The organism is Rossellomorea sp. LJF3 (assembly GCF_037046045.1).
Taxonomy (GTDB): Bacteria; Bacillota; Bacilli; order Bacillales; family Bacillaceae_B; genus Rossellomorea.
Genome location: NZ_JBANLY010000022.1, coordinates 1 through 20,611, shown reverse-complemented (window position 1 = coordinate 20,611; position 20,611 = coordinate 1). Strand labels below are relative to the sequence as shown.

19 protein-coding genes and 2 tRNA genes are annotated in these 20,611 nt (G+C 45.1%); 19 read left to right on the top strand and 2 right to left on the bottom strand.

Annotated elements, in window-relative coordinates; translation table 11 throughout:
- The first annotated feature begins 40 nt into the window (after window positions 1-40).
- Entirely contained in the window at window positions 41-511 is a 471-nt protein-coding gene (locus tag V8G47_RS17250) for a DinB family protein (RefSeq protein WP_336201182.1), read from the top strand.
- Between the two features lie 53 nt (window positions 512-564).
- On the opposite strand, the gene V8G47_RS17245 is transcribed toward V8G47_RS17250, so the two are convergent.
- Window positions 565-636, bottom strand: a tRNA-Glu gene (locus V8G47_RS17245).
- A gap of 9 nt (window positions 637-645) precedes the next feature.
- Window positions 646-722, bottom strand: a tRNA-Met gene (locus tag V8G47_RS17240).
- A 289-nt stretch (window positions 723-1,011) separates the two neighbouring features.
- Here V8G47_RS17240 and spoIIE point away from each other — a divergent pair.
- The 18 genes from spoIIE to lysS all read left to right on the top strand — a co-directional run bounded on the left by spoIIE (window position 1,012) and on the right by lysS (window position 20,148).
- On the top strand, window positions 1,012-3,498 hold the full coding sequence (gene spoIIE / locus V8G47_RS17235; RefSeq protein WP_336201181.1) for a stage II sporulation protein E: 2,487 nt from the start codon (window positions 1,012-1,014) through the stop codon (window positions 3,496-3,498).
- 91 nt (window positions 3,499-3,589) lie between these two features.
- A complete protein-coding gene (locus tag V8G47_RS17230) occupies window positions 3,590-4,330 on the top strand; it encodes a VWA domain-containing protein (RefSeq protein ID WP_034762994.1) in 741 nt (246 codons plus the stop codon).
- Entirely contained in the window at window positions 4,299-5,306 is a 1,008-nt protein-coding gene (locus V8G47_RS17225; RefSeq protein WP_336201180.1) for a serine/threonine-protein kinase, read from the top strand. The genes V8G47_RS17230 and V8G47_RS17225 overlap by 32 nt, the downstream gene beginning before the upstream one ends.
- A 68-nt stretch (window positions 5,307-5,374) precedes the next feature.
- Window positions 5,375-6,778, top strand: coding sequence for a tRNA lysidine(34) synthetase TilS (gene tilS, locus V8G47_RS17220; RefSeq protein ID WP_336201179.1), 1,404 nt, complete (start codon window positions 5,375-5,377; stop codon window positions 6,776-6,778).
- 3 nt (window positions 6,779-6,781) lie between these two features.
- Window positions 6,782-7,330, top strand: a complete 549-nt coding sequence (gene hpt, locus V8G47_RS17215; RefSeq protein ID WP_034762998.1) for a hypoxanthine phosphoribosyltransferase — start codon at window positions 6,782-6,784, stop codon at window positions 7,328-7,330.
- A 103-nt stretch (window positions 7,331-7,433) separates the two neighbouring features.
- Entirely contained in the window at window positions 7,434-9,395 is a 1,962-nt protein-coding gene (gene ftsH / locus V8G47_RS17210; protein WP_336201178.1) for an ATP-dependent zinc metalloprotease FtsH, read from the top strand.
- 386 nt (window positions 9,396-9,781) lie between these two features.
- Window positions 9,782-10,549: a type III pantothenate kinase gene (locus V8G47_RS17205; RefSeq protein ID WP_179126166.1), complete on the top strand. Its 768-nt coding sequence runs from the start codon at window positions 9,782-9,784 to the stop codon at window positions 10,547-10,549.
- Between the two features lie 19 nt (window positions 10,550-10,568).
- Window positions 10,569-11,450, top strand: coding sequence for an Hsp33 family molecular chaperone HslO (gene hslO / locus V8G47_RS17200; RefSeq protein ID WP_336201177.1), 882 nt, complete (start codon window positions 10,569-10,571; stop codon window positions 11,448-11,450).
- Between the two features lie 25 nt (window positions 11,451-11,475).
- Entirely contained in the window at window positions 11,476-12,357 is an 882-nt protein-coding gene (locus tag V8G47_RS17195) for a peptidyl-prolyl cis-trans isomerase (RefSeq protein WP_336201176.1), read from the top strand.
- Window positions 12,358-12,588: 231 nt separating this feature from the next.
- Window positions 12,589-13,518: a cysteine synthase A gene (gene cysK, locus V8G47_RS17190; protein WP_159360924.1), complete on the top strand. Its 930-nt coding sequence runs from the start codon at window positions 12,589-12,591 to the stop codon at window positions 13,516-13,518.
- Window positions 13,519-13,677: 159 nt separating this feature from the next.
- Window positions 13,678-15,078, top strand: coding sequence for an aminodeoxychorismate synthase, component I (pabB, locus tag V8G47_RS17185; RefSeq protein WP_336201175.1), 1,401 nt, complete (start codon window positions 13,678-13,680; stop codon window positions 15,076-15,078).
- A complete protein-coding gene (gene pabA / locus V8G47_RS17180) occupies window positions 15,075-15,659 on the top strand; it encodes an aminodeoxychorismate/anthranilate synthase component II (protein WP_336201174.1) in 585 nt (194 codons plus the stop codon). The genes pabB and pabA overlap by 4 nt, the downstream gene beginning before the upstream one ends.
- A 3-nt stretch (window positions 15,660-15,662) precedes the next feature.
- Entirely contained in the window at window positions 15,663-16,532 is an 870-nt protein-coding gene (gene pabC / locus V8G47_RS17175) for an aminodeoxychorismate lyase (protein WP_336201173.1), read from the top strand.
- Between the two features lie 52 nt (window positions 16,533-16,584).
- Window positions 16,585-17,358: a dihydropteroate synthase gene (gene folP / locus V8G47_RS17170; RefSeq protein ID WP_336201202.1), complete on the top strand. Its 774-nt coding sequence runs from the start codon at window positions 16,585-16,587 to the stop codon at window positions 17,356-17,358.
- Window positions 17,351-17,710, top strand: coding sequence for a dihydroneopterin aldolase (gene folB / locus V8G47_RS17165; RefSeq protein WP_336201172.1), 360 nt, complete (start codon window positions 17,351-17,353; stop codon window positions 17,708-17,710). The genes folP and folB overlap by 8 nt, the downstream gene beginning before the upstream one ends.
- Window position 17,711: 1 nt before the next feature.
- Window positions 17,712-18,236 carry a 2-amino-4-hydroxy-6-hydroxymethyldihydropteridine diphosphokinase gene (gene folK, locus V8G47_RS17160; protein ID WP_034763018.1) on the top strand — a complete coding sequence of 175 codons (525 nt, stop codon included), beginning with the start codon at window positions 17,712-17,714 and terminating at the stop codon, window positions 18,234-18,236.
- Complete coding sequence (locus tag V8G47_RS17155) at window positions 18,188-18,412, top strand: helix-turn-helix domain-containing protein (protein ID WP_336201171.1); 225 nt, start codon at window positions 18,188-18,190, stop codon at window positions 18,410-18,412. The genes folK and V8G47_RS17155 overlap by 49 nt, the downstream gene beginning before the upstream one ends.
- Before the next feature lie 239 nt (window positions 18,413-18,651).
- The gene (lysS, locus tag V8G47_RS17150; RefSeq protein WP_336201170.1) at window positions 18,652-20,148 is read left to right on the top strand and encodes a lysine--tRNA ligase; all 1,497 of its coding nucleotides are present in this window, start codon (window positions 18,652-18,654) and stop codon (window positions 20,146-20,148) included.
- Window positions 20,149-20,611 lie beyond the last annotated feature (463 nt).

The window sequence follows — 20,611 nt, the reverse complement described above, 5'->3', positions numbered from 1 at the left end:
GAATAGGTAGAGATAAATAACGTGAGTGGGGGCAGAATGGATGAAATACGAACAGATTATCGATCATTATGAGTCATTTAAGATGTGGTTGGAGGAATTGAAGCTGCTAAGTGAAGCTGAATGGTTCAAGCCTATGGAGGAAGATAAATGGTCGATCGCTGCCAATATAGCCCACATCATTAAATGGGATCAATATTCTTTACAGGAGATTCTCCCGTATATTGGAGAAGGAGCAGAACTCCCACCCTTTCCTGATTTTCAGAAATTTAATGGAGAAGCGGAAGATTATGCCCATCGCGTAGTGAACCAGGGAGATTTGATCGAAGAAGGGATCAGAACAAGGGATCTGATGATCACATATGTAAAAAACGTACCGGACGATGATTTCGGGCAATCGTTCAAAGTCGGGGATCAAAGCTTCACCCTGGAAGAATTTTTCGAAGACTTCATCGGTCACGATAAGCACCATCAGGAGCAGATCGAAGAAATGGTATCTGCCGAAAAGGTTTGACGGGATAATAGAATAAACAAAAAAAGACTATCATGATGATAGTCTTTTTTCTATGACCCGTACGGGATTCGAACCCGTGTTACCGCCGTGAAAGGGCGGTGTCTTAACCGCTTGACCAACGGGCCGACACAATATGGTAGCGGCGGAGGGGATCGAACCCCCGACCTCACGGGTATGAACCGTACGCTCTAGCCAGCTGAGCTACACCGCCATATGGATATGCGCCTTTTTGGCACAAAAACTATGATACCCAGAAAGGGTTTACTTGTCAATATCCAATTATAAAGAAATTGTCAAAATTCCCTTAAGCATAGTTACATAAGCATTTTAAAAGAAAAAATCCAAACTCGAAAAGAAAGGGAACTGGAATATTCTGAATATTTTACCGGAAACCATAGAAAGACGTCGAAACATTCTTGGAATGCATTCCCTCATTTTGACAAAGTTTTGAGCTTGTACCCTTTATACTGAACAAAAAAGAAATGGGGAGTGTTTCATACATGGGGAAAGTCGATCAGTCGATCATCGAACCAGTTCAGAACGTAGACATTGAACACACGAGGGTGGAACTGTCCAAGGGGATCCGGTCCATTTATTCAAAGCTTGAGTGGTTATTCGTAGAAAAGGGGGTTGCTCTATTCGTCATCGGGTTTCTCCTCGGAAGAGCTTTAATCCTTTCACATCTGACACCTTTTGCTCTGCCATTCTTTGCGTCGGTTTATATTATCCGGAGAGAGAAGTCACCGATTGCACTGATGGGATTGCTGGCAGGAGCGCTCACCTTATCCATTCCTAGTATCAGTTATACGTTTGTCAGTGCGGTATTATTCCTGTTAACGTATCGATTATCGCAAAAATATCACAAGAATAATGTGAGGGTTGTCGCCTTCTATGTGTTCTTTACGGTGATGGCTGCAAAGCTTGGGCTCGATTATATCCAACAGGGACAGGCCTTGACGATCTATAACGGGGTCATGGCGGTAATTGAAGCAAGCCTTGCGTTTCTCTTAACCTATATCTTCATCCAGAGCGTCCCCCTTGTCACGGTTCAGCGCAGAAGGAAATCACTGAAAACAGAAGAAGTAGTGAGCTTGATCATCCTTCTGGCCTCGATCATGACGGGAACGATCGGATGGTCCGTATACAATCTGTCTGTAGAACATGTGTTATCAAGATATCTGGTACTGCTGTTTTCCTTTATTGCAGGGGCCACAGTGGGCTCGACGGTAGGGGTCGTGACCGGCCTCGTCTTCAGTTTAGCCAACGTTTCAAGCTTTTATCAAATGAGCTTGCTTGCTTTTTCCGGACTTCTGGGCGGACTCATGAAAGAAGGGAAGAAATTCGGAGCGGCAATCGGTTTGTTAATCGCTACATTGCTGATGGGCATGTACGGGGATACGGATACTGTCATAACGAAAACCCTTTATGAATCGGGGGTAGCGATATTACTCCTATTTCTCACTCCTCAAAGTTTAACGTCTAAAATTGCGAGGCATATACCGGGTACAGCTGAATATCAGCAGGACCAACAGGGGTATATGCGCCGGGTGAGGGATGTGACCGCCAACCGGGTCACTCAATTCTCGTCAGTGTTTCAAGCTCTTTCGAACAGCTTTCAACAAATAGAAGACCGGTTTGAAGAGGAGGAAGATAAAGAATTTGACTATTTCCTCAGCAATGTCACTGAGAAGACCTGTCAAACCTGCTTTAAGAAGGATCAGTGCTGGGCGCGGAATTTTGATAAAACCTATAATCTCATGAAAGAAGTGATGACTGAGTATGATCAGGGAAGGGTCCCCCTTTCCCCGAGACTTGCAAGAGAAGTAGAGAAGCATTGTACGAGAGAGAAGAAGCTGAAGGATACGATCTATCAGGAGCTCACTTTCTATCAGGCCAATCTGAAATTGAAGAAACAGGTCCAGGAAAGCAGGAAGCTTGTGGCTGACCAGTTGCTTGGTGTGTCCGAAGTCATGGGGAATTTTGCGAAAGAAATCCAGAGAGAAAGGGAGAATCATCATATTCAGGAAGAACAGATCCTGGCAAGTATCGGAGAGTTCGGGATCGAGATCGAAAATATAGAAATCTATAATCTGGAGCAAGGGAATGTCGATATCGATATGACCATGCCTTATTGCGGAGGTCACGGACAGGGGGAAAAGCTCATCGCACCCATGCTATCCGATATATTAGGGGAAAACATCGTCGTACAAAAGGAGGAGTGCGCTCAATTTCCGAATGGTCAGTGTCACGTAACCTTTCAATCTGCCAAGAAATTTGTCGTCGATACAGGGGCATCCCATGCGGCAAAAGGCGGCGGTCTGGTTTCAGGAGACAGTTACTCCATGATTGAATTGGGAAGGGGGAAGTATGCCGTTGCGATCAGTGACGGGATGGGGAATGGTGAACGGGCCCATTACGAAAGCAATGAAACACTGAGGCTATTGAAAAAGATCCTGGAGTCGGGGATCGAAGAACAGGTGGCGATCAAGTCCATCAATTCGATTCTCTCCCTCAGAACGAATGATGAAATCTTCTCCACACTGGATTTAGCCATGATCGATCTGCAAAATGCGTCTTCGAGGTTCTTAAAAATAGGCTCGACCCCAAGCTTCATTAAGCGGGGGGATAAAATCCTCAAGGTGGAAGCCAGTAACTTGCCGATGGGGATGCTTCAGCAGGACTTTGATGTCGATGTCGTCTCGGAACAATTGAAAGCAGGAGATCTTCTCATCATGATGAGTGACGGTGCCTTTGAGGGACCAAAGCATGTAGAAAATTATGACCTGTGGATGAAGCGAAAGATAAAAGAACTCGAAACCGATGATCCACAGGAAGTGGCAGACATATTAATGGAGGAGGTCATCCGGTCGAGCTCCGGTTTAATAGAAGATGATATGACTATCGTGGTATCGAAAATCAAACATAACATACCGAAATGGTCATCCATCCCCACGCAAAAATCGAAGACGAAAGATAAAATTTCCTAGGGTAGGAACCCTTTAAAATAGTTAACTAGAGTATAAATCCCTCCTTATTCGGCGAAGATGATATCAACTTTAGAATGAGGAGGGGAGTCTGATGAAGCCAGGTACACTTCGTCAAATTCTTTTAATTACGGATGGTTGCTCGAATCAAGGAGAAGACCCAATTGCGATGGCAGCCCTTGCCAAGGAGCAGGGAATCTCGGTCAATGTAATTGGTGTGATGGACAATGACGTCATAGATGATAATGGAATGCAGGAAATTGAAGGGATTGCTCTATCGGGGGGTGGGGTGAGCCAGATTGTATATGCGCAACAGCTTTCTCAAACGGTACAGATGGTCACGCGTAAAGCCATGACCCAGACCTTGCAGGGAGTTGTGAATAAAGAGTTGAAACAAATTCTCGGGAAATCTGCCTCCATGGAAGAGCTTCCTCCCGAACAGCGTGGAGAGGTTATGGAAGTCGTGGATGAACTGGGTGAGTCCGTCGATATGGAAGTGTTGATTCTTGTCGATACGTCAGCAAGCATGAAGCACAAGCTTCCGACGGTCAAAGAAGCCTTACTGGATCTGTCATTGAGCTTAAATGCACGTATGGGAGATAACAAGTTTTCTGTGTTTGTATTTCCCGGGAAACGACAAGATGTCGAAAAATTGCTGGATTGGACACCAAGGCTCGAAACACTGACGAGTATTTTCTCTAAATTGTCTCCAGGCGGTATCACTCCAACGGGGCCTGCGATCTCAGAGGCCATCACACACTTTAAGAAAAAACGTTCATTAAGGGGATTGCTCTCTCGTGGCGATGATGAACAATACTTCGAAGAAACCATTTAGTTTCCCCCCTGGAACAGTTATAAGAGGCAAGTGGTATAAACATATTTATACGATTGTAAAAGAATTGGGATATGGGGCGAACGGGATTGTATACCTTGTGCAAGGGTCCTCAGGATACCAGGCGTTGAAAATGAGTGACAGCAATGTATCGATTACATCTGAAGTCAATGTATTAAAAGCTTTCTCCAAGGTCCAAGGTTCCCCCCTTGGGCCCAAGCTTCTTGATGTGGATGATTGGGAGGTAAGGGGTCAAAAAATCCATTTCTACGTGATGGAATATATACAGGGAACCGATCTCCTGTCGTTTGTTCAATCAAAGGGATTCTCCTGGACAGGTGTCCTCGTCGCCCAGCTCCTCACAGACCTGGAGCGGATTCATAAGGAAGGATGGGTCTTTGGGGATTTAAAGCCAGAAAACTTAATTGTGACGGGTCCTCCTTACAGAATTCGCTGTATTGACGTTGGGGGCACGACCATCAATGGCCGGGCGATCAAGGAGTTTACGGAGTTTTTTGATAGGGGATATTGGATAGGGGGATCCAGGAGGGCGGAACCTTCCTATGATCTTTTCTCAGTAGGGATGATTCTTATTAATTTGGCCCATCCAACGCGTTTCACCAAGACCGGGGAAGGGAATATAAAACAACTGAGGCAGGCTGTGGATTCCAAGGACCAGCTGAAAAAGTTTGCAGGGACGATCCTTGCTTCCCTCGAAGGCAAATTTCAATCTGCCAATGAAATGAGAGAGAGTCTTTTACATGGACTTTCTCATGCCCAGCCGGTGCAGCAGCCGAAACCTAAACCGAAGGCCCAAAAATCCGTTCCGCAAAGCTCTACTGTAAGAACATCTTCCCCCCACCCAAGCAGATATCAAAATCAGCGGAATAAAAATTCAAGTCACTTTCTGGAGACTGTGCTTGTCGTGATCATTGTATCTCTCCTGTACGTTTTGTATATTTATGGGGAATTGCTGTAGCTTAACGGTGTGAGAAACCAGTAGAAATTGATACAATGGGGAAAATGGTTTTAGGAAGAGGAAGCACAATGTTAGAGCATACGACAAAACGATTCATTCAAGATCACCGGCTCATTCAAAAGGGCGACCGCATTCTGGTAGCAGTATCAGGTGGTCCTGATTCCCTGGCGCTGCTGCACTTTCTTGACTCGAACAAAGGTGAGTTAGGGGTGGAAGTGGCGGCGGCCCATCTGGATCATATGTTCAGGGGGGACGAATCCTTTCAGGAGCTTCAGTTCGTCCGGGATTTCTGTCATCAGCGGAATATCCCCTTTTACGGAGAAAGAGTGGATGTTTCGAAGGAAATCGAAGCCGAAAATGGAAGTATGCAGGATATGGCCCGAAAGATTCGTTATGGGTTTTTGGAGGAAGTCATGAGAGAGGTGTCAGCAACCAAGCTTGCCTTGGGTCATCATGGGGATGATCAAATCGAAACCATCCTGATGAAATTGACAAGAGGGGCATCGGGGGCGAGTAGAGCCGGCATTCCCCTGAAACGATCATTTGCTGACGGCGACATTATCCGGCCGTTCCTGACTGTGACTAAAATGGAGATCGAGAACTATTGTGATAGGCATGATCTAGAGCCGCGAAGAGATCCCAGTAACCAGAAGGAAGCTTATACAAGGAATCGGTTTAGAAAGAGAATCCTTCCATTCTTAAAACAGGAAAACCCTCATGTCCATCTTCAATTCCAACGATTTAGTGAAGAATTGGCAGAAGATGAGGCATATTTAGAGGAATTAACAAAGGAAAAGTTGAATAAGGTATGGAATAACACCGGGGATTACTCCTCAATACATATCGATGGTTTTCTTGCAATGGCTCAGCCTTTACAAAGAAGAGGGATTAATCTAATATTAAACTATCTTTACAAACGAAGACCATCTTCCTTATCGTCTATACATATTTACGATGTATTGGGTATTTTAAAAGGAAAAGCGCCGAATGCCAGCATAGACTTACCAAAGGGGCTTAAGGTAACACGTGCGTATCATACATGCTATTTTCACTTTGGAGAATTAGCCTTGACCGAGGTTCCATATTGTTATGAGCTGAAGGTTGATAAGGGGCTGGACATTCAAGGTGAATATCAGTTTCATCTCTATTCTTCCCCGCACACCCCGGACTGTACCAGTGATGTGATCTATCTTGATCCAAGCACTGTGTCCCTCCCTCTTTACGTGCGAACGAGAAGAAGTAGGGATAGAATGAAAGTGAAGGGGATGGAAGGCTCCAAGAAGCTGAAAACCCTCTTTATCGATCATAAACTTCCCGCTCACCTTCGTGAGGAGTGGCCGGTTGTAGTGGACGCTGAACAACGTATACTCTGGGTTCCGGGCATGAAGAAGTCTATTTACGATTTGGGAGAAGAGCAGGAAAATAGTTTAGTACTACAATTTACAAGCAATCATCTTCTAGGAGGCAGTTGAACATTGTTAAACCAAGATATTGAGAAAGTGTTAATTTCAGAAGAAGAACTTCAAGAAAAGATTAAAGCGTTAGGTGCACAATTAACAGAGGAATATCAAGATCGTTTTCCTTTGGCGATTGGCGTTTTAAAAGGTGCGATGCCCTTTATGGCTGACCTTTGTAAGCGCATGGATACTCATATGGAAATGGATTTCATGGATGTATCCAGCTACGGGAACTCTACTGTCTCTTCCGGAGAAGTAAAGATTGTGAAAGATTTAGATACGAAAGTGGAAGGTCGTGATATCCTCATCATTGAAGATATCATCGACAGCGGATTAACATTAAGCTATCTGGTAGAGCTTTTCCGCTATCGTAAGGCAAAATCCATCAGCATTGTGACTCTGCTTGACAAGCCAACCGGTCGTAAAGCAGATATCAAAGCGGACTATGTGGGCTTTATTGTTCCTGACGAGTTCGTGGTCGGATATGGCCTTGATTACGCTGAAAGATATCGTAATCTGCCGTATATCGGTGTTTTAAAACCAAGAGTGTATACAACAGGAGAATAAGTATATTCTAAAGAGGAATCTTGTAAGTGCAATTTGTTGTAATGCCATGATTTTCTATGATACTATTTTACTTAGTTTGTTTACCCGTGGGAGGAGGTAAGGGATGAACCGGATCTTTCGAAACACCATATTCTATTTACTGGTCTTTTTAGTGATCATAGGTGTGGTGAGTTATTTCAGCAACAACAACGAGCCAACCAAAAATATCGAGTACAGTACATTTATTAATAACCTTGAAGACGGAGATGTTTCTTCTTTTTCAATTCAACCTGGCAGAGGTGTTTATGAAGTAAAAGGACAGATGGAAGGGGCTAAAGAAGGAGAGTACTTCTTGACCTATGTCCTTACTACAGATGGAAAGCTGATGGATAAAATCAATGCGGCTGCGTCAGAGCAGGGCATTGATGTGGAAGTATTACAGGCCAAGGAAACAAGCGGCTGGGTATCTTTCTTCACAACCATCATTCCGTTTGTCATCATCTTCATTCTGTTCTTCTTCTTACTTAACCAAGCTCAAGGCGGCGGAAGCCGTGTCATGAACTTCGGTAAGAGTAAGGCAAAGCTTTACAGTGAAGAGAAGAAGAAAGTCCGCTTTAAAGATGTAGCGGGAGCAGATGAAGAAAAGCAGGAGCTTGTAGAGGTAGTGGAATTCTTAAAGGATCCACGCAAGTTCTCTGAAGTGGGTGCCCGTATTCCGAAGGGTGTCCTTCTAGTGGGACCTCCTGGTACCGGTAAAACCCTACTTGCACGAGCGGTAGCTGGAGAAGCGGGAGTTCCATTCTTCTCAATCAGTGGTTCCGACTTCGTTGAGATGTTTGTCGGTGTCGGTGCATCTCGTGTACGTGATTTATTCGAAAACGCGAAGAAGAATGCGCCTTGTATCATCTTCATCGATGAGATTGATGCAGTCGGTCGTCAGCGTGGAGCAGGCTTGGGCGGAGGTCACGATGAGCGTGAGCAAACCCTGAACCAGTTGCTTGTTGAGATGGATGGTTTCGGAGCGAACGAAGGAATCATCATCGTTGCTGCAACGAACAGACCTGACATTCTGGATCCGGCATTATTGCGTCCAGGACGTTTCGACCGTCAAATCACAGTAGATCGTCCAGACTTAAAAGGCCGTGAAGCTGTCCTTAAAGTACATTCTCATAACAAACCGCTTGATGATTCAGTCGATCTAAAAGCGATTGCCATGAGAACACCAGGTTTCTCCGGAGCCGACTTGGAAAACCTTCTGAACGAAGCGGCACTTGTTGCGGCTCGTGAGGACAAAAAGAAAATCGATATGCGTGATATCGACGAAGCAACCGACCGTGTCATTGCAGGTCCTGCGAAGAAGAGCCGCGTCATATCTGAAAAAGAACGTAAAATCGTTGCATTCCACGAAGCGGGTCATACCGTGATTGGGTTAGTCCTTGATGAAGCTGACATGGTACATAAAGTAACCATCGTTCCTCGTGGGCAGGCTGGCGGCTACGCTGTCATGCTTCCTAAGGAAGATCGTTACTTCATGACGAAGCCTGAGCTTCTTGATAAGATTACCGGATTACTCGGTGGTCGTGTGGCAGAGGAAATCATCTTCGGAGATGTATCCACTGGTGCGCACAATGACTTCCAACGTGCAACTGGAATTGCCCGTAAAATGGTCACTGAATATGGTATGAGTGACAAGCTCGGACCACTTCAGTTCGGTCAATCCCAAGGTGGTCAAGTGTTCCTTGGACGTGACATCAATAGTGAACAAAACTATTCAGATGCCATCGCGTATGAAATTGACTTAGAAATGCAGCGTCTCATTAAAGACAGCTATGAGAGAGCGAAGCGGATTCTTACTGAGAACCGTGACAAGCTTGAACTCATTGCCAAAACTTTATTGGATGTAGAAACATTAGACGCAGCGCAAATCAAGTCTCTAATGGATCACGGCAAATTGCCTGAACGCACGTATGAATCCGATCAGGAAAACAGTGACGTGAAGGTGAATATCCAGAAGAAAAATGAAGAAACTGCGATTGTAGAAGACACGACTTCCAAAGAAGACGACTCTACTTCTGATCGCACGTAAATAAAAAAGGATGCATCCATTCGTGGGTGCATCTTTTTTGTGTTGTGCCGGGTAGAATTCGGATTAGATTGTTTTGTTGATTTGGATAATATTGTTTAACGGCTGGATTATGTTTTTTTTCGGCCGGATTTTTCTTAAAATCGGCTGGATTTTCAGTGATTCTGGCTGAATAAAGGAGTATTTCCGCTGAATTACTTATGAAAACGGCTGGATTCTGCTAACACACGGGTTGTCATGGTTCGCTGGGCCTGCAAAGAACGCTTTTCTGGCCGGTTCGTCTTATGCTTGTCGGGTCTGACCAGCCGGTTCCGCTTTTGTACCTATTCTAAATAAATTATGGTATGATGTTGGCAGTGTGAAAACAATTGGCTTAGTAGGTGAGGATATTGATTTTTGTAATGGATGTAGGGAATACCAATATCGTGTTTGGTGTGTATGAAAATGACCATTTAAAATATCATTGGAGAGCTGAAACGAATCGACATAAAACAGAAGATGAGTTTGGCATGCTTGTAAAGAATCTATTTGAGCATGTGAATCTGACGTTTGAGGAAATTGACGGAATCATCATTTCTTCCGTTGTCCCTCCAATCATGTTCAGTTTGGAACGCATGTGCGAGAAGTATTTTCATATTACTCCACTTGTCGTTGGACCAGGGATTAAGACAGGCTTGAACATAAAGTACGAAAATCCCAGGGAAGTCGGAGCGGACCGGATCGTCAATGCAGTCGCTGGCATTCACGAGTATGGCGGCCCGCTTATCATCGTTGACTTCGGTACAGCGACGACGTATTGCTATATCAATGAAGAACGACAATATATGGGTGGTGCGATTGCCCCGGGAATCGGTATATCAACGGAGGCCCTGTACTCGAAGGCGGCCAAACTGCCAAGGATCGAAATCGCCCGTCCGGAACAGATCATCGGTAAGAATACCGTCACAGCTATGCAGGCGGGTATCCTTTATGGATATGTCGGACAAGTCGAAGGTATCGTTCAAAGAATGAAAGCACAAAGTAAGAAGGAGCCAACGGTCATTGCAACAGGAGGATTGGCCACGCTGATTTCGAAAGAATCCAATAGCATTGACGTAGTAGATCCATTCTTGACGTTGAAAGGGCTAAAATTAATCTATAAGAGAAACATGAACTAGAGTGAAAGGAGCTACAACCATGAGTGACTATTTAGTAAAGGCGTTAGCCTATGACGGACAAGTACGTGCGTATGCTGTCAAAAGTACGGATACAGTAGGAGAAGCCCAAAGAAGACATGGTACATGGCCGACTGCATCTGCAGCACTTGGTCGAAGCATCAGTGCCGGTGTGATGATGGGGGCTATGCTCAAAGGTGAAAATAAATTGACGATCAAAGTAGAAGGCGGCGGTCCGATCGGAGCCATCCTTGTGGACAGCAATGCAAAAGGTGAGGTCAGAGGATACGTGACCAATCCACATGTCCACTTTGATTTGAATGAGCACGGAAAGCTTGATGTCCGCCGTGCGGTCGGTACGGAAGGTACGTTATCGATTGTAAAGGATATCGGTATGAGAGATCATTTCTCAGGTCAGGTTCCCATTGTATCGGGAGAACTTGGGGAAGACTTCACCTATTATTTCGTCACGTCAGAACAAGTGCCTTCTTCAGTTGGGGTCGGAGTGCTGGTCAATCCAGACAACTCGATACTAGCTGCAGGAGGATTCATCCTCCAGCTTATGCCCGGTACAGAGGATGAGACGATTACAAAGATTGAGGAACGTCTGGCGAAAATCCCTCCAATCTCTAAATTGATCGAAAAAGGCCTTAGTCCTGAAGAGGTATTGGAAGAAGTACTTGGAAAAGGGGAAGTCAAAGTACTCGAAACACTTCCAGTAGCATTTAAGTGCCAATGCAATAAAGAGCGTTTCTCGAATGCCATCATCAGCTTAGGGGAACAGGAAATTCAAGAGATGATCGATGAAGACGGCAGTGCGGAAGCAAGCTGTCATTTCTGTAATGAAACCTATATATTTTCTAAAGAAGAATTAGAAGAACTGAAAGCAAGCGCTAAGGAATAAATTACATCCAGGGAGAATGGGAGAAATGAGAATTAAACGGTCTGTACTCATGGTGGTCATCGGAGTACTGCTTGTCACGAATCTGATCACGCTTGTGTGGAACTGGTCCTCACGGAAAGTCGGTACTCCGGAAGTAGTGGCATCGGTCGGCGGGGAATCCGTTACCCGGGAGGATTGGTTATACGCACTGGAGCAGCAACATGGTAAAGAAGAACTGAGGGCCATGGTCAATCAAAAAGTGATCGACCACCTGGCGAAGAAATACGATATTTCTGTTTCAAATAAAGAAGTAGAACAGGAATACTACCTTATTCAATCGGTTTATAATGCCTATGATGAAGAGAATCTTGAAGATGAAGCTACGCTGAAAGAGCAGATCAAATCTGAATTATTATTAGAGGAGCTCATTACGAAGGACGTTCAGGTTCCTGAAAAAGAGATGAAAAAATTCTATGCTCAGAATGAGGACCAGTATTCAATCCCTAAAATGTATAAGCTGAAGCAATTAAAGGTAGCGGATCGAACAGAAGCGGAGCAGGTTCTGAAGGAACTCGATGGCGGATCTAACTTTGAAGCATTGGCCATGGAGCGCTCTACCGATGAGCAAAGCGCACATTTAGGAGGGGACATTGGGTATGTTCCCATTGATGGGGATATTCTTTCCCCGGAAGCGAAGGCGGAGGTAGAACCGTTATCACAGGGTGAATGGACATCACCGATTCAACAGGATTCAGACTATGTGATTTATTATGTAGACGGTATCCTGAAGGAGAGGGATTTTTCGTTTAAGGAAGTAAAATCACAAATTCGCAGGCAGATTGCATTAGAGCAAGTCGAAACACCGCTAAAGCCTGAATCCTTTTGGGATGAAGTGGACGTCGAGTGGTTTTATGGCAAACAGGAATAATGAAGGAGCTGGCTTCGGTCAGCTCCTTTTACATAGTTCGAACCCTTTCAACGAAACATAGGATAAGTGCAAGGTGCATATAAATGTAGGTGAGTGAGGAGGGTGTGCATCGCGGCGTCGGTCGTAGAGCAGTGCCCGGAAAAGAAAAGCAATATCGTTGACAAATATATTGAATATTGTTACATTTTATTAAAACCAACAAATTTACTTGGAATTAGGAGTGATGAACGAATGGTGCGAGTAGCCAATTCAATTTCAGAATTAATAGGTCAGACTCCAGTGGTAAAACTGAATCGATTAGTGGATGAGAATAGTGCGGATGTTTATTTAAAATTAGAATACATGAATCCGGGCAGTTCCGTGAAAGACCGGATCGCCCTGGCCATGATTGAAGCAGGGGAAGCTGCAGGTACGATCAAACCCGGAGATACCATCGTTGAGCCGACAAGCGGCAACACGGGTATCGGCCTTGCCATGGTCGCTGCCGCTAAAGGTTACCGTTCTTTGCTCGTCATGCCTGACACGATGAGTACAGAAAGGCGCAACCTGTTACGAGCCTACGGTGCAGAACTTGTGTTGACACCGGGTTCTGAAGGAATGAATGGCGCCATTCGCAAAGCGGAAGAGCTGTCGAAAGAAAAAGGCTTCTTCATGCCGCAGCAATTTAAAAACGAAGCTAATCCCAAGGTTCATCGTGAAACGACCGGACCGGAAATCGTTGAGCAGATGGGTGATCAGCTTGATGCCTTTATCGCAGGGATCGGTACTGGCGGAACGATTACAGGTGTTGGTGAAGTGTTGAAAAAGCATTATCCATCGGTTGAATTATACGCAGTCGAGCCGTCTGATTCCCCAGTCTTATCAGGAGGAAAGCCGGGTCCTCATAAAATTCAGGGGATCGGTGCCGGATTCATCCCTGAAATTTTAGATACAGATGTATATGACCATGTCATACAGGTCGATAAGGATTCAGCTTTTGAGTATGCAAGAAGAGCAGCAAAAGAAGAAGGTGTCCTGGGCGGAATTTCCTCCGGGGCAGCCATCTATGCAGCCCTTGAAGTAGCGAAGAAGTTAGGGAAGGGCAAAAAAGTGCTCGCCATCCTCCCTAGTAACGGGGAACGCTATTTAAGCACCCCACTATACCAATTTGATGAAGAATAGAATTTGAATGCAGGATCCTGAAGTGCACGTTGCTTCGGGGTCCATTTTTTATGTTTAAAAAACCTCTCAGCCTATGATAATTTCATTTTTTTAACGATGAAACCTTCCCGAAGTTCATGTATCATGAAAGGAGATAAACATTAGGAGTGTGAGGGGTCCGTGCAGCACCTGTATTTTCATAAAAAACATACAACCAAAGAACAATTCTTCGCAGCATATGAACAGCTCAGTCAGCATCAAACACATCACATTTTGTTAGAAAGCGGACGGGGTGGTCGATATAGTGTGGCTGGACTGCAACCTGACGTCATTTTACAAAGTATTCCGGAAGGTTTGAGAATACAAGACTCTACTGGAGCTGAAGTGATACATGGAGATCCATTGATTCAATTGGAAAAATGGATGACCCCCCATCGAACGGAAAGAAGAGAGGATCTCCCTGACTTCCAGGGGGGAGTGATCGGTTTTCTTAGTTATGACTATGCAAGAAAGATCGAGAAACTTCCTTCGCTGGGACGTGATGATCTGGAGATTCCCGACCTTTATTTTTACTACCTGAAAGAGTGGGCGGTCTTCGATCACCAGGAGAATTGTATATGGACAATGATTTTATCCGAGCAGGATCCGGAATCGGCAGAGGCGAAGCTTTCACAGTGGACAGCCTCATGGGATAATGTCCTGCCATCCAGGAATGAAAAGAAGAAGGGTCCTAATGACGACATGGCGGATGTTGAAGTGTCGATGGATGAGGAAGAATTCTCAGAAGCAGTGAAAAGAATTCAAGCTTATATCTCACAGGGGGATGTCTTTCAGGTGAATTTATCTGTCCGGCAGTCTCAACAGTTGAGAACAGAGCCATATGAGGTTTATAAAAAGCTTCGGGAATTAAATCCCTCTCCTTATATGAGTTATATCCATAGCCCTGATTTCCAGATTGTTTCCGGGTCACCTGAACTGCTCGTGAAGAAAAAAGGAACGGAAGTTAGCACGAGGCCGATTGCAGGTACCCGGTCCCGTGGGAAGGATGCGGATGAGGATGAGAGACTTGCCCTTGAACTGATCCATAATGAAAAAGAGAGAGCCGAGCATGTGATGCTTGTGGATCTTGAGCGGAATGACCTGGGGAAGGTATGCCAGTACGGGACAGTCGAAGTCAACGAGTTCATGGTGATCGAAAAATATTCCCACGTCATGCACATCGTATCCAATGTCAGGGGCAAACTGGATGAAACCAAAACAGGGGCGGATGTCATTCGATCCGTTTTTCCCGGGGGAACGATTACCGGTGCGCCCAAAGTGAGGACGATGGAGATCATCGAAGAGCTTGAACCGGTCAGGAGGGGCATTTATACAGGCTCCATTGGCTGGATCGGTCTCAATGGCGATATGGAATTGAACATCGTCATACGGACGATGCTTGTAAAAGAAGGAAAAGGTCACATCCAAGCAGGAGCGGGAGTGGTGATCGATTCCAATCCGGCGTACGAATACAAAGAATCCCTCAAGAAAGCGAAAGCCCTCTGGGTCGCAAAGGCAATGGCGGAAGGAGAAAATCTATGATTCTCATGATTGATAACTATGATTCATTTACCTATAATCTTGTGCAATTTTTAGGGGAGCTTGGGGAGGAACTGATCGTGAAGCGAAACGATGAGATCACCCCCGATGAAATTGAAGCTTTGTCCCCGGATTATTTGATGATTTCTCCTGGTCCGTGCAGCCCGAACGAAGCGGGTGTAAGTCTTGAGGCGATCCGGACATTTGCCGGGAAGATTCCGATCTTCGGCGTCTGTCTCGGACATCAGTCGATCGCCCAGGTTTTCGGAGGAGATGTCATTCGTGCCGAACGGTTGATGCACGGAAAGGTCTCCCCGATGATCCATGACGGGAAAACCGTATTTGAAGGAATGCCGAATCCTTTCAATGCAACGAGGTATCATTCCCTGATCGTTAAACGGGAGACCCTTCCGGATTGCTTCGACATTTCAGCGGAAACGGCACAGGGAGAGATCATGGCAATCAGACATAAATACCTTCCCGTGGAGGGAGTACAGTTCCACCCTGAATCCATCATGACGGAGCAGGGGAAGCGGCTGCTCCTTAACTTTCTGAACGCGTATAAAAAAGTAGGGATGTCCTGACCCATGTATCTATATATGAACGGGGACATCGTACACCAGTCAGAAGCGGTCATTTCTCCATTCGATCACGGCTACTTGTACGGGATGGGAGTATTTGAAACCTTTCGAACCTATGACGGTCATCCCTTTTTGCTAAAGGATCATCTGAACAGACTATCACTGGGGTTAAAGGAATTGAATATTGAAGCCCACCTGGATGAGGAAACGATCAGGTGGACCATCTCGGATCTGTTAAAGAAAAACGACCTTAAGGATGCGTATTGCCGGTTCAATGTGTCAGGCGGACCAGGAGAAATCGGCTTGAAGACGACTCCTTATGAGGAGGCAACCGTCATCCTTTTTCAAAAGGAGTTACCGCCTTCCGCCCCATTAAAGGAAAAGGAAGGGGTGTTCCTAAAGCTTAGGAGAAACACTCCGGAAACGGAAGAACGTCTCAAATCCCATCATTACCTGAACAATATGGCGGCAAAAAGGGAAATCGGAGCAACCGTGGATAAAGAAGGGATCTTTCTGTCAAAAGAAGGGTTCCTCTGTGAAGGGATCACCTCCAACCTCTTCTGGGTAAAGGACGGAGGATTATATACGCCGTCGGTGGAAACCGGACTGTTAAACGGGATCACCAGGCAGTTCATCCTGGCTCTTGCCGATCGATTGAATATACCGGTACAGGTCGGGATGTTTGAAAAAGTGGAAATGCTTGAAGCGGATGAAGTGTTTTTCACGAATTCCGTTCAAGAGATCATACCGGTAAACAAAATGGATTCTATACGATTACCGGGGAGACATGGGAAGTACGTAGGGCTCTTTCATGAGCAGTACACGAAATATACACGACACTTGAATTCCATACAGGAAATGATGAGAGGGGGATGACGCAGTGAAGTGCGGAACATACGAACTTGATTTTACAGAGAAGACCCTTATCATGGGGATACTGAATATCACGCCCGATTCATTCTCTGACGGCGGGTCTTTCAATGAGTTAGACCGGGCTGTGGAACGGGCGAAAGAAATGGTGGAGATGGGTGCAGACATCATTGATATAGGGGGGGAGTCGACCCGGCCAGGCCACGAGGTCGTACCTGCCGAAGAAGAGATTTCCCGGGTTGTGCCGATTATTGAAGCGATCGCCCGGGAAGTGAACGTACCAATCTCCATTGACACGTATAAGGCTGCCACAGCAAGAAAAGCGCTTGAAGCAGGCGCAAGCATCATTAATGATGTATGGGGTGCGAAAAAGGACCCTGAAATGGCACGGGTAGCAGCGGATACCGGTGCCCCGATCATTCTCATGCATAACCGGGATAATCGGGAATACAGCCACTTCGTGCGGGATGCGATTCAAGATTTGCAGGAGAGTATCTTCATCGCTAAGGGGTCGGGTGTAAAAGATGAACAGATCATCCTCGATCCTGGCATTGGTTTTGCCAAAACAGTACAATTGAACATAGATATGATGAGGCATCTGGATGCCATCGTCTCCCTTGGCTATCCTGTCCTGCTCGGAACGTCACGGAAATCCATCATCGGACATGTCCTTGATCTCCCTGTGGAGGAGAGGATGGAGGGGACGGGGGCTACAGTTTGCTACGGTATTCAAAAAGGCTGTCACATCGTACGTGTTCATGATGTGAAGGAAATGGCACGCATGGCAAAAATGATGGATGTCCTCGTTGGAAAGGAGAAAAGGTATGGATAAGATTCTATTGAACGAAATGGAGTTTTACGGCTATCACGGTGTATTCCAGGAGGAGAACAAACTTGGACAACGTTTTCGTGTTAGTGTAGAGTTGCATTTAGATTTAAGGAAGTCCGGTCAAAGCGATCAGCTTGAAGACTCCGTAAACTATGCGGAGATCTATTCCATCACCAAAAGTGTTGTGGAAGGAGAGCCCAGGAATCTGGTCGAAGCTGTTGCTGAAGACATCTCTTCCCGGATCCTGAAAACATTCAACGCTGTCAAGAGCTGTAAAATCACACTAATCAAGCCTGATCCACCCATTCCTGGTCATTACCGATCGGTAGCGGTGGAGATTAATAGGAGTCGATAGGATGAATACTGCATATATTTCCCTTGGTTCCAATATGGGAGACAGGGCGGGTTATTTAGAAAAAGCCATAAACATCTTAGGCAGTCATGGTAAGATAGAGGTAACGAAACGATCCTCTCTGTATGAAACAGACCCGGTAGGATTTACAGAACAAGATCAATTTTTGAACATGGTCATCGAAATTCGTACCAGTTTAAGTCCAGAAACTCTATTACATCAGTGCTTGCAGGTGGAAATCGACCTTGGAAGGGAAAGGGAGTTCAAATGGGGTCCGAGGATAATCGACCTCGATATCCTACTCTTTAATCACGAAACGATCGAAGCAGAGAATCTTCTCATCCCTCATCCAAGAATGCAAGAAAGAGCATTTGTATTAATCCCGTTATTAGAGGTGGCTCCGAGTATTGAGCACCCGTCTTTTAATGCCCCGTTGGCTGAATTTCTGGACGAAATACCTGACAAAGAAGGAGTTCGGTTATGGAAACAGATAAATGGGGAAGACGCATTCGTGCATTCAGAAAGTTAAAAGGATTTACTCAGGAAAGTTTGGCCAAGGAACTCTCCATCTCCGTTTCGGTCCTTGGGGAAGTGGAACGGGGGAGTCGGATACCGAAAGAGGATTTTCTGGAGAACGTTGCGGAAGTCCTGGAGATTCCACTGAACGATCTGATGCCTCAAGAAGAATCTGGCCGTAGTGAGTAAAAGCCGCTTGATTCACCTGTATTCCTTTTTATGTTATTCTAGATAAGGCTGTAACCAATATGTGACACTGTCACCCAATTGGATCGGCCTTTTTTAGATTTTTTCAATAGGTTTTCGGGCACCCTGGCGTACGTTTCTGAAATTACTCATACTTTAGGGGTGTTACAAACATAGATATTGTGTAAAATAGTATGGTATATAACCGTATTAGTCTACTAAAGCAAGCAGATAGAATAGGAGTGAAACACATGAGTCACGAAGAAATCAATGACCAGCTTCGCGTCAGACGCGAAAAGATGGAAGCCATCCGTGAAAAGGGACAGGATCCATTCGGTAAACGATATGATCGTACACACAGTTCATCGGATATCAAATCTCAATTCGATGAGTTTTCTAAAGAGGAACTGGAAGAGAAAGATATCACTGTCACGATCGCAGGTCGTATCATGACGAAGCGTGGAAAAGGTAAAGCGGGATTTGCCCATCTTCAGGATCTGGCTGGACAAGTTCAAATCTATGTTCGTAAAGATGCCATCGGTGAAGAAGCATATGAGGTTTTCAATACAGCAGACCTTGGTGATATCGTAGGGATCACGGGTACTGTATTCAAAACAAAGGTAGGGGAACTTTCTGTTAAAGCGAAAGAATTCCACCTGCTGACGAAAGCACTTCGCCCGCTTCCTGAAAAATTCCACGGTTTAAAAGACGTTGAACAGCGTTATCGTCAACGTTATCTCGATCTGATTACAAGTCAGGAAAGCAAAGAAACGTTCATCGCCCGCAGCCGCATCATTCAATCCATGAGAAGATATCTGGACAATAACGGTTATCTGGAAGTAGAAACACCAATGATGCACGCAATCGCAGGTGGGGCTTCTGCCCGTCCATTCAATACACATCATAACGCTCTTGATATGCCGCTTTATATGCGTATCGCAATCGAGCTTCATCTAAAACGCCTGATCGTTGGCGGGCTTGAAAAAGTATACGAAATTGGACGTGTATTCCGTAACGAGGGAGTTTCAACAAGACATAACCCTGAGTTCACGATGATCGAGCTTTATGAAGCGTATGCGGATTACCGTGATATCATGGCTCTAACTGAAAATCTTGTTGCCCATATTGCAAAGGAAGTATTCGGATCTACCACAGTTCAATACGCTGACAATGAAATCAATCTTGAGCCGGAATGGACTCGTCTTCATATGGTAGACGCCGTTAAAGAGCACACAGGTGTAGATTTCTGGCAGGAAATGTCCGATGAAGATGCCCGTGCCCTTGCGAAAGAACACGGCATCGAAATCAAAGGCAACATGCAATATGGTCACGTCGTCAATGAATTCTTCGAACAAAAGGTGGAAGATAAGCTGATTCAGCCTACTTTCATTTATGGTCATCCTGTGGAAATCTCTCCACTTGCGAAGAAGAATGACGAAGACCCGCGCTTCACGGATCGCTTTGAACTATTCATCGTAGGCCGTGAACATGCCAATGCCTTCACGGAGCTTAATGATCCAATCGATCAAAGAGAACGCTTTGAGGCACAATTAAAAGAAAGAGAAGAAGGAAACGACGAAGCCCACATGATGGATAATGATTTCATCGAGGCTCTTGAATACGGAATGCCGCCGACTGGTGGCCTGGGTATCGGCATCGACAGACTTGTTATGCTGTTAACCAATTCCCCTTCTATCCGGGACGTACTATTATTCCCATTGATGCGTCACCGTGACTAATAAGATATGTAAAAACAGCCGAGGGTTCAGCCTTGGCTGTTTTTTTATTGAATCATATCGAAAAGGAAGGCAGATATTAATTTGGTGCAAACACTCAATCGGGACTAAAGGAGCTCATTCTTTTACGTAAAAATGAAAGGAAACAATGTCATTAGACTGATATTATATAGAAGTTAAAAAAGAATCATAAAAACTCTTGCGCCGGGGTTTTTATGGTGGTATAGTATTATCTGTTGCCGCAAAACGCGACACACAATATGAAAAACTTGATAAAAACTTCTTTTAAAAAGTTGTTGACAACAAGTTAACATTCATGTAACATAGTAAGGGTCGCTTCAAACGAAGCGCTTACACATTGAACCTTGAAAACTGAACAAAACAAGACAATACGTCAACGTTAATTCTAGATTTATTTTTAAAGAGCTATTCAAACTTTTATCGGAGAGTTTGATCCTGGCTCAGG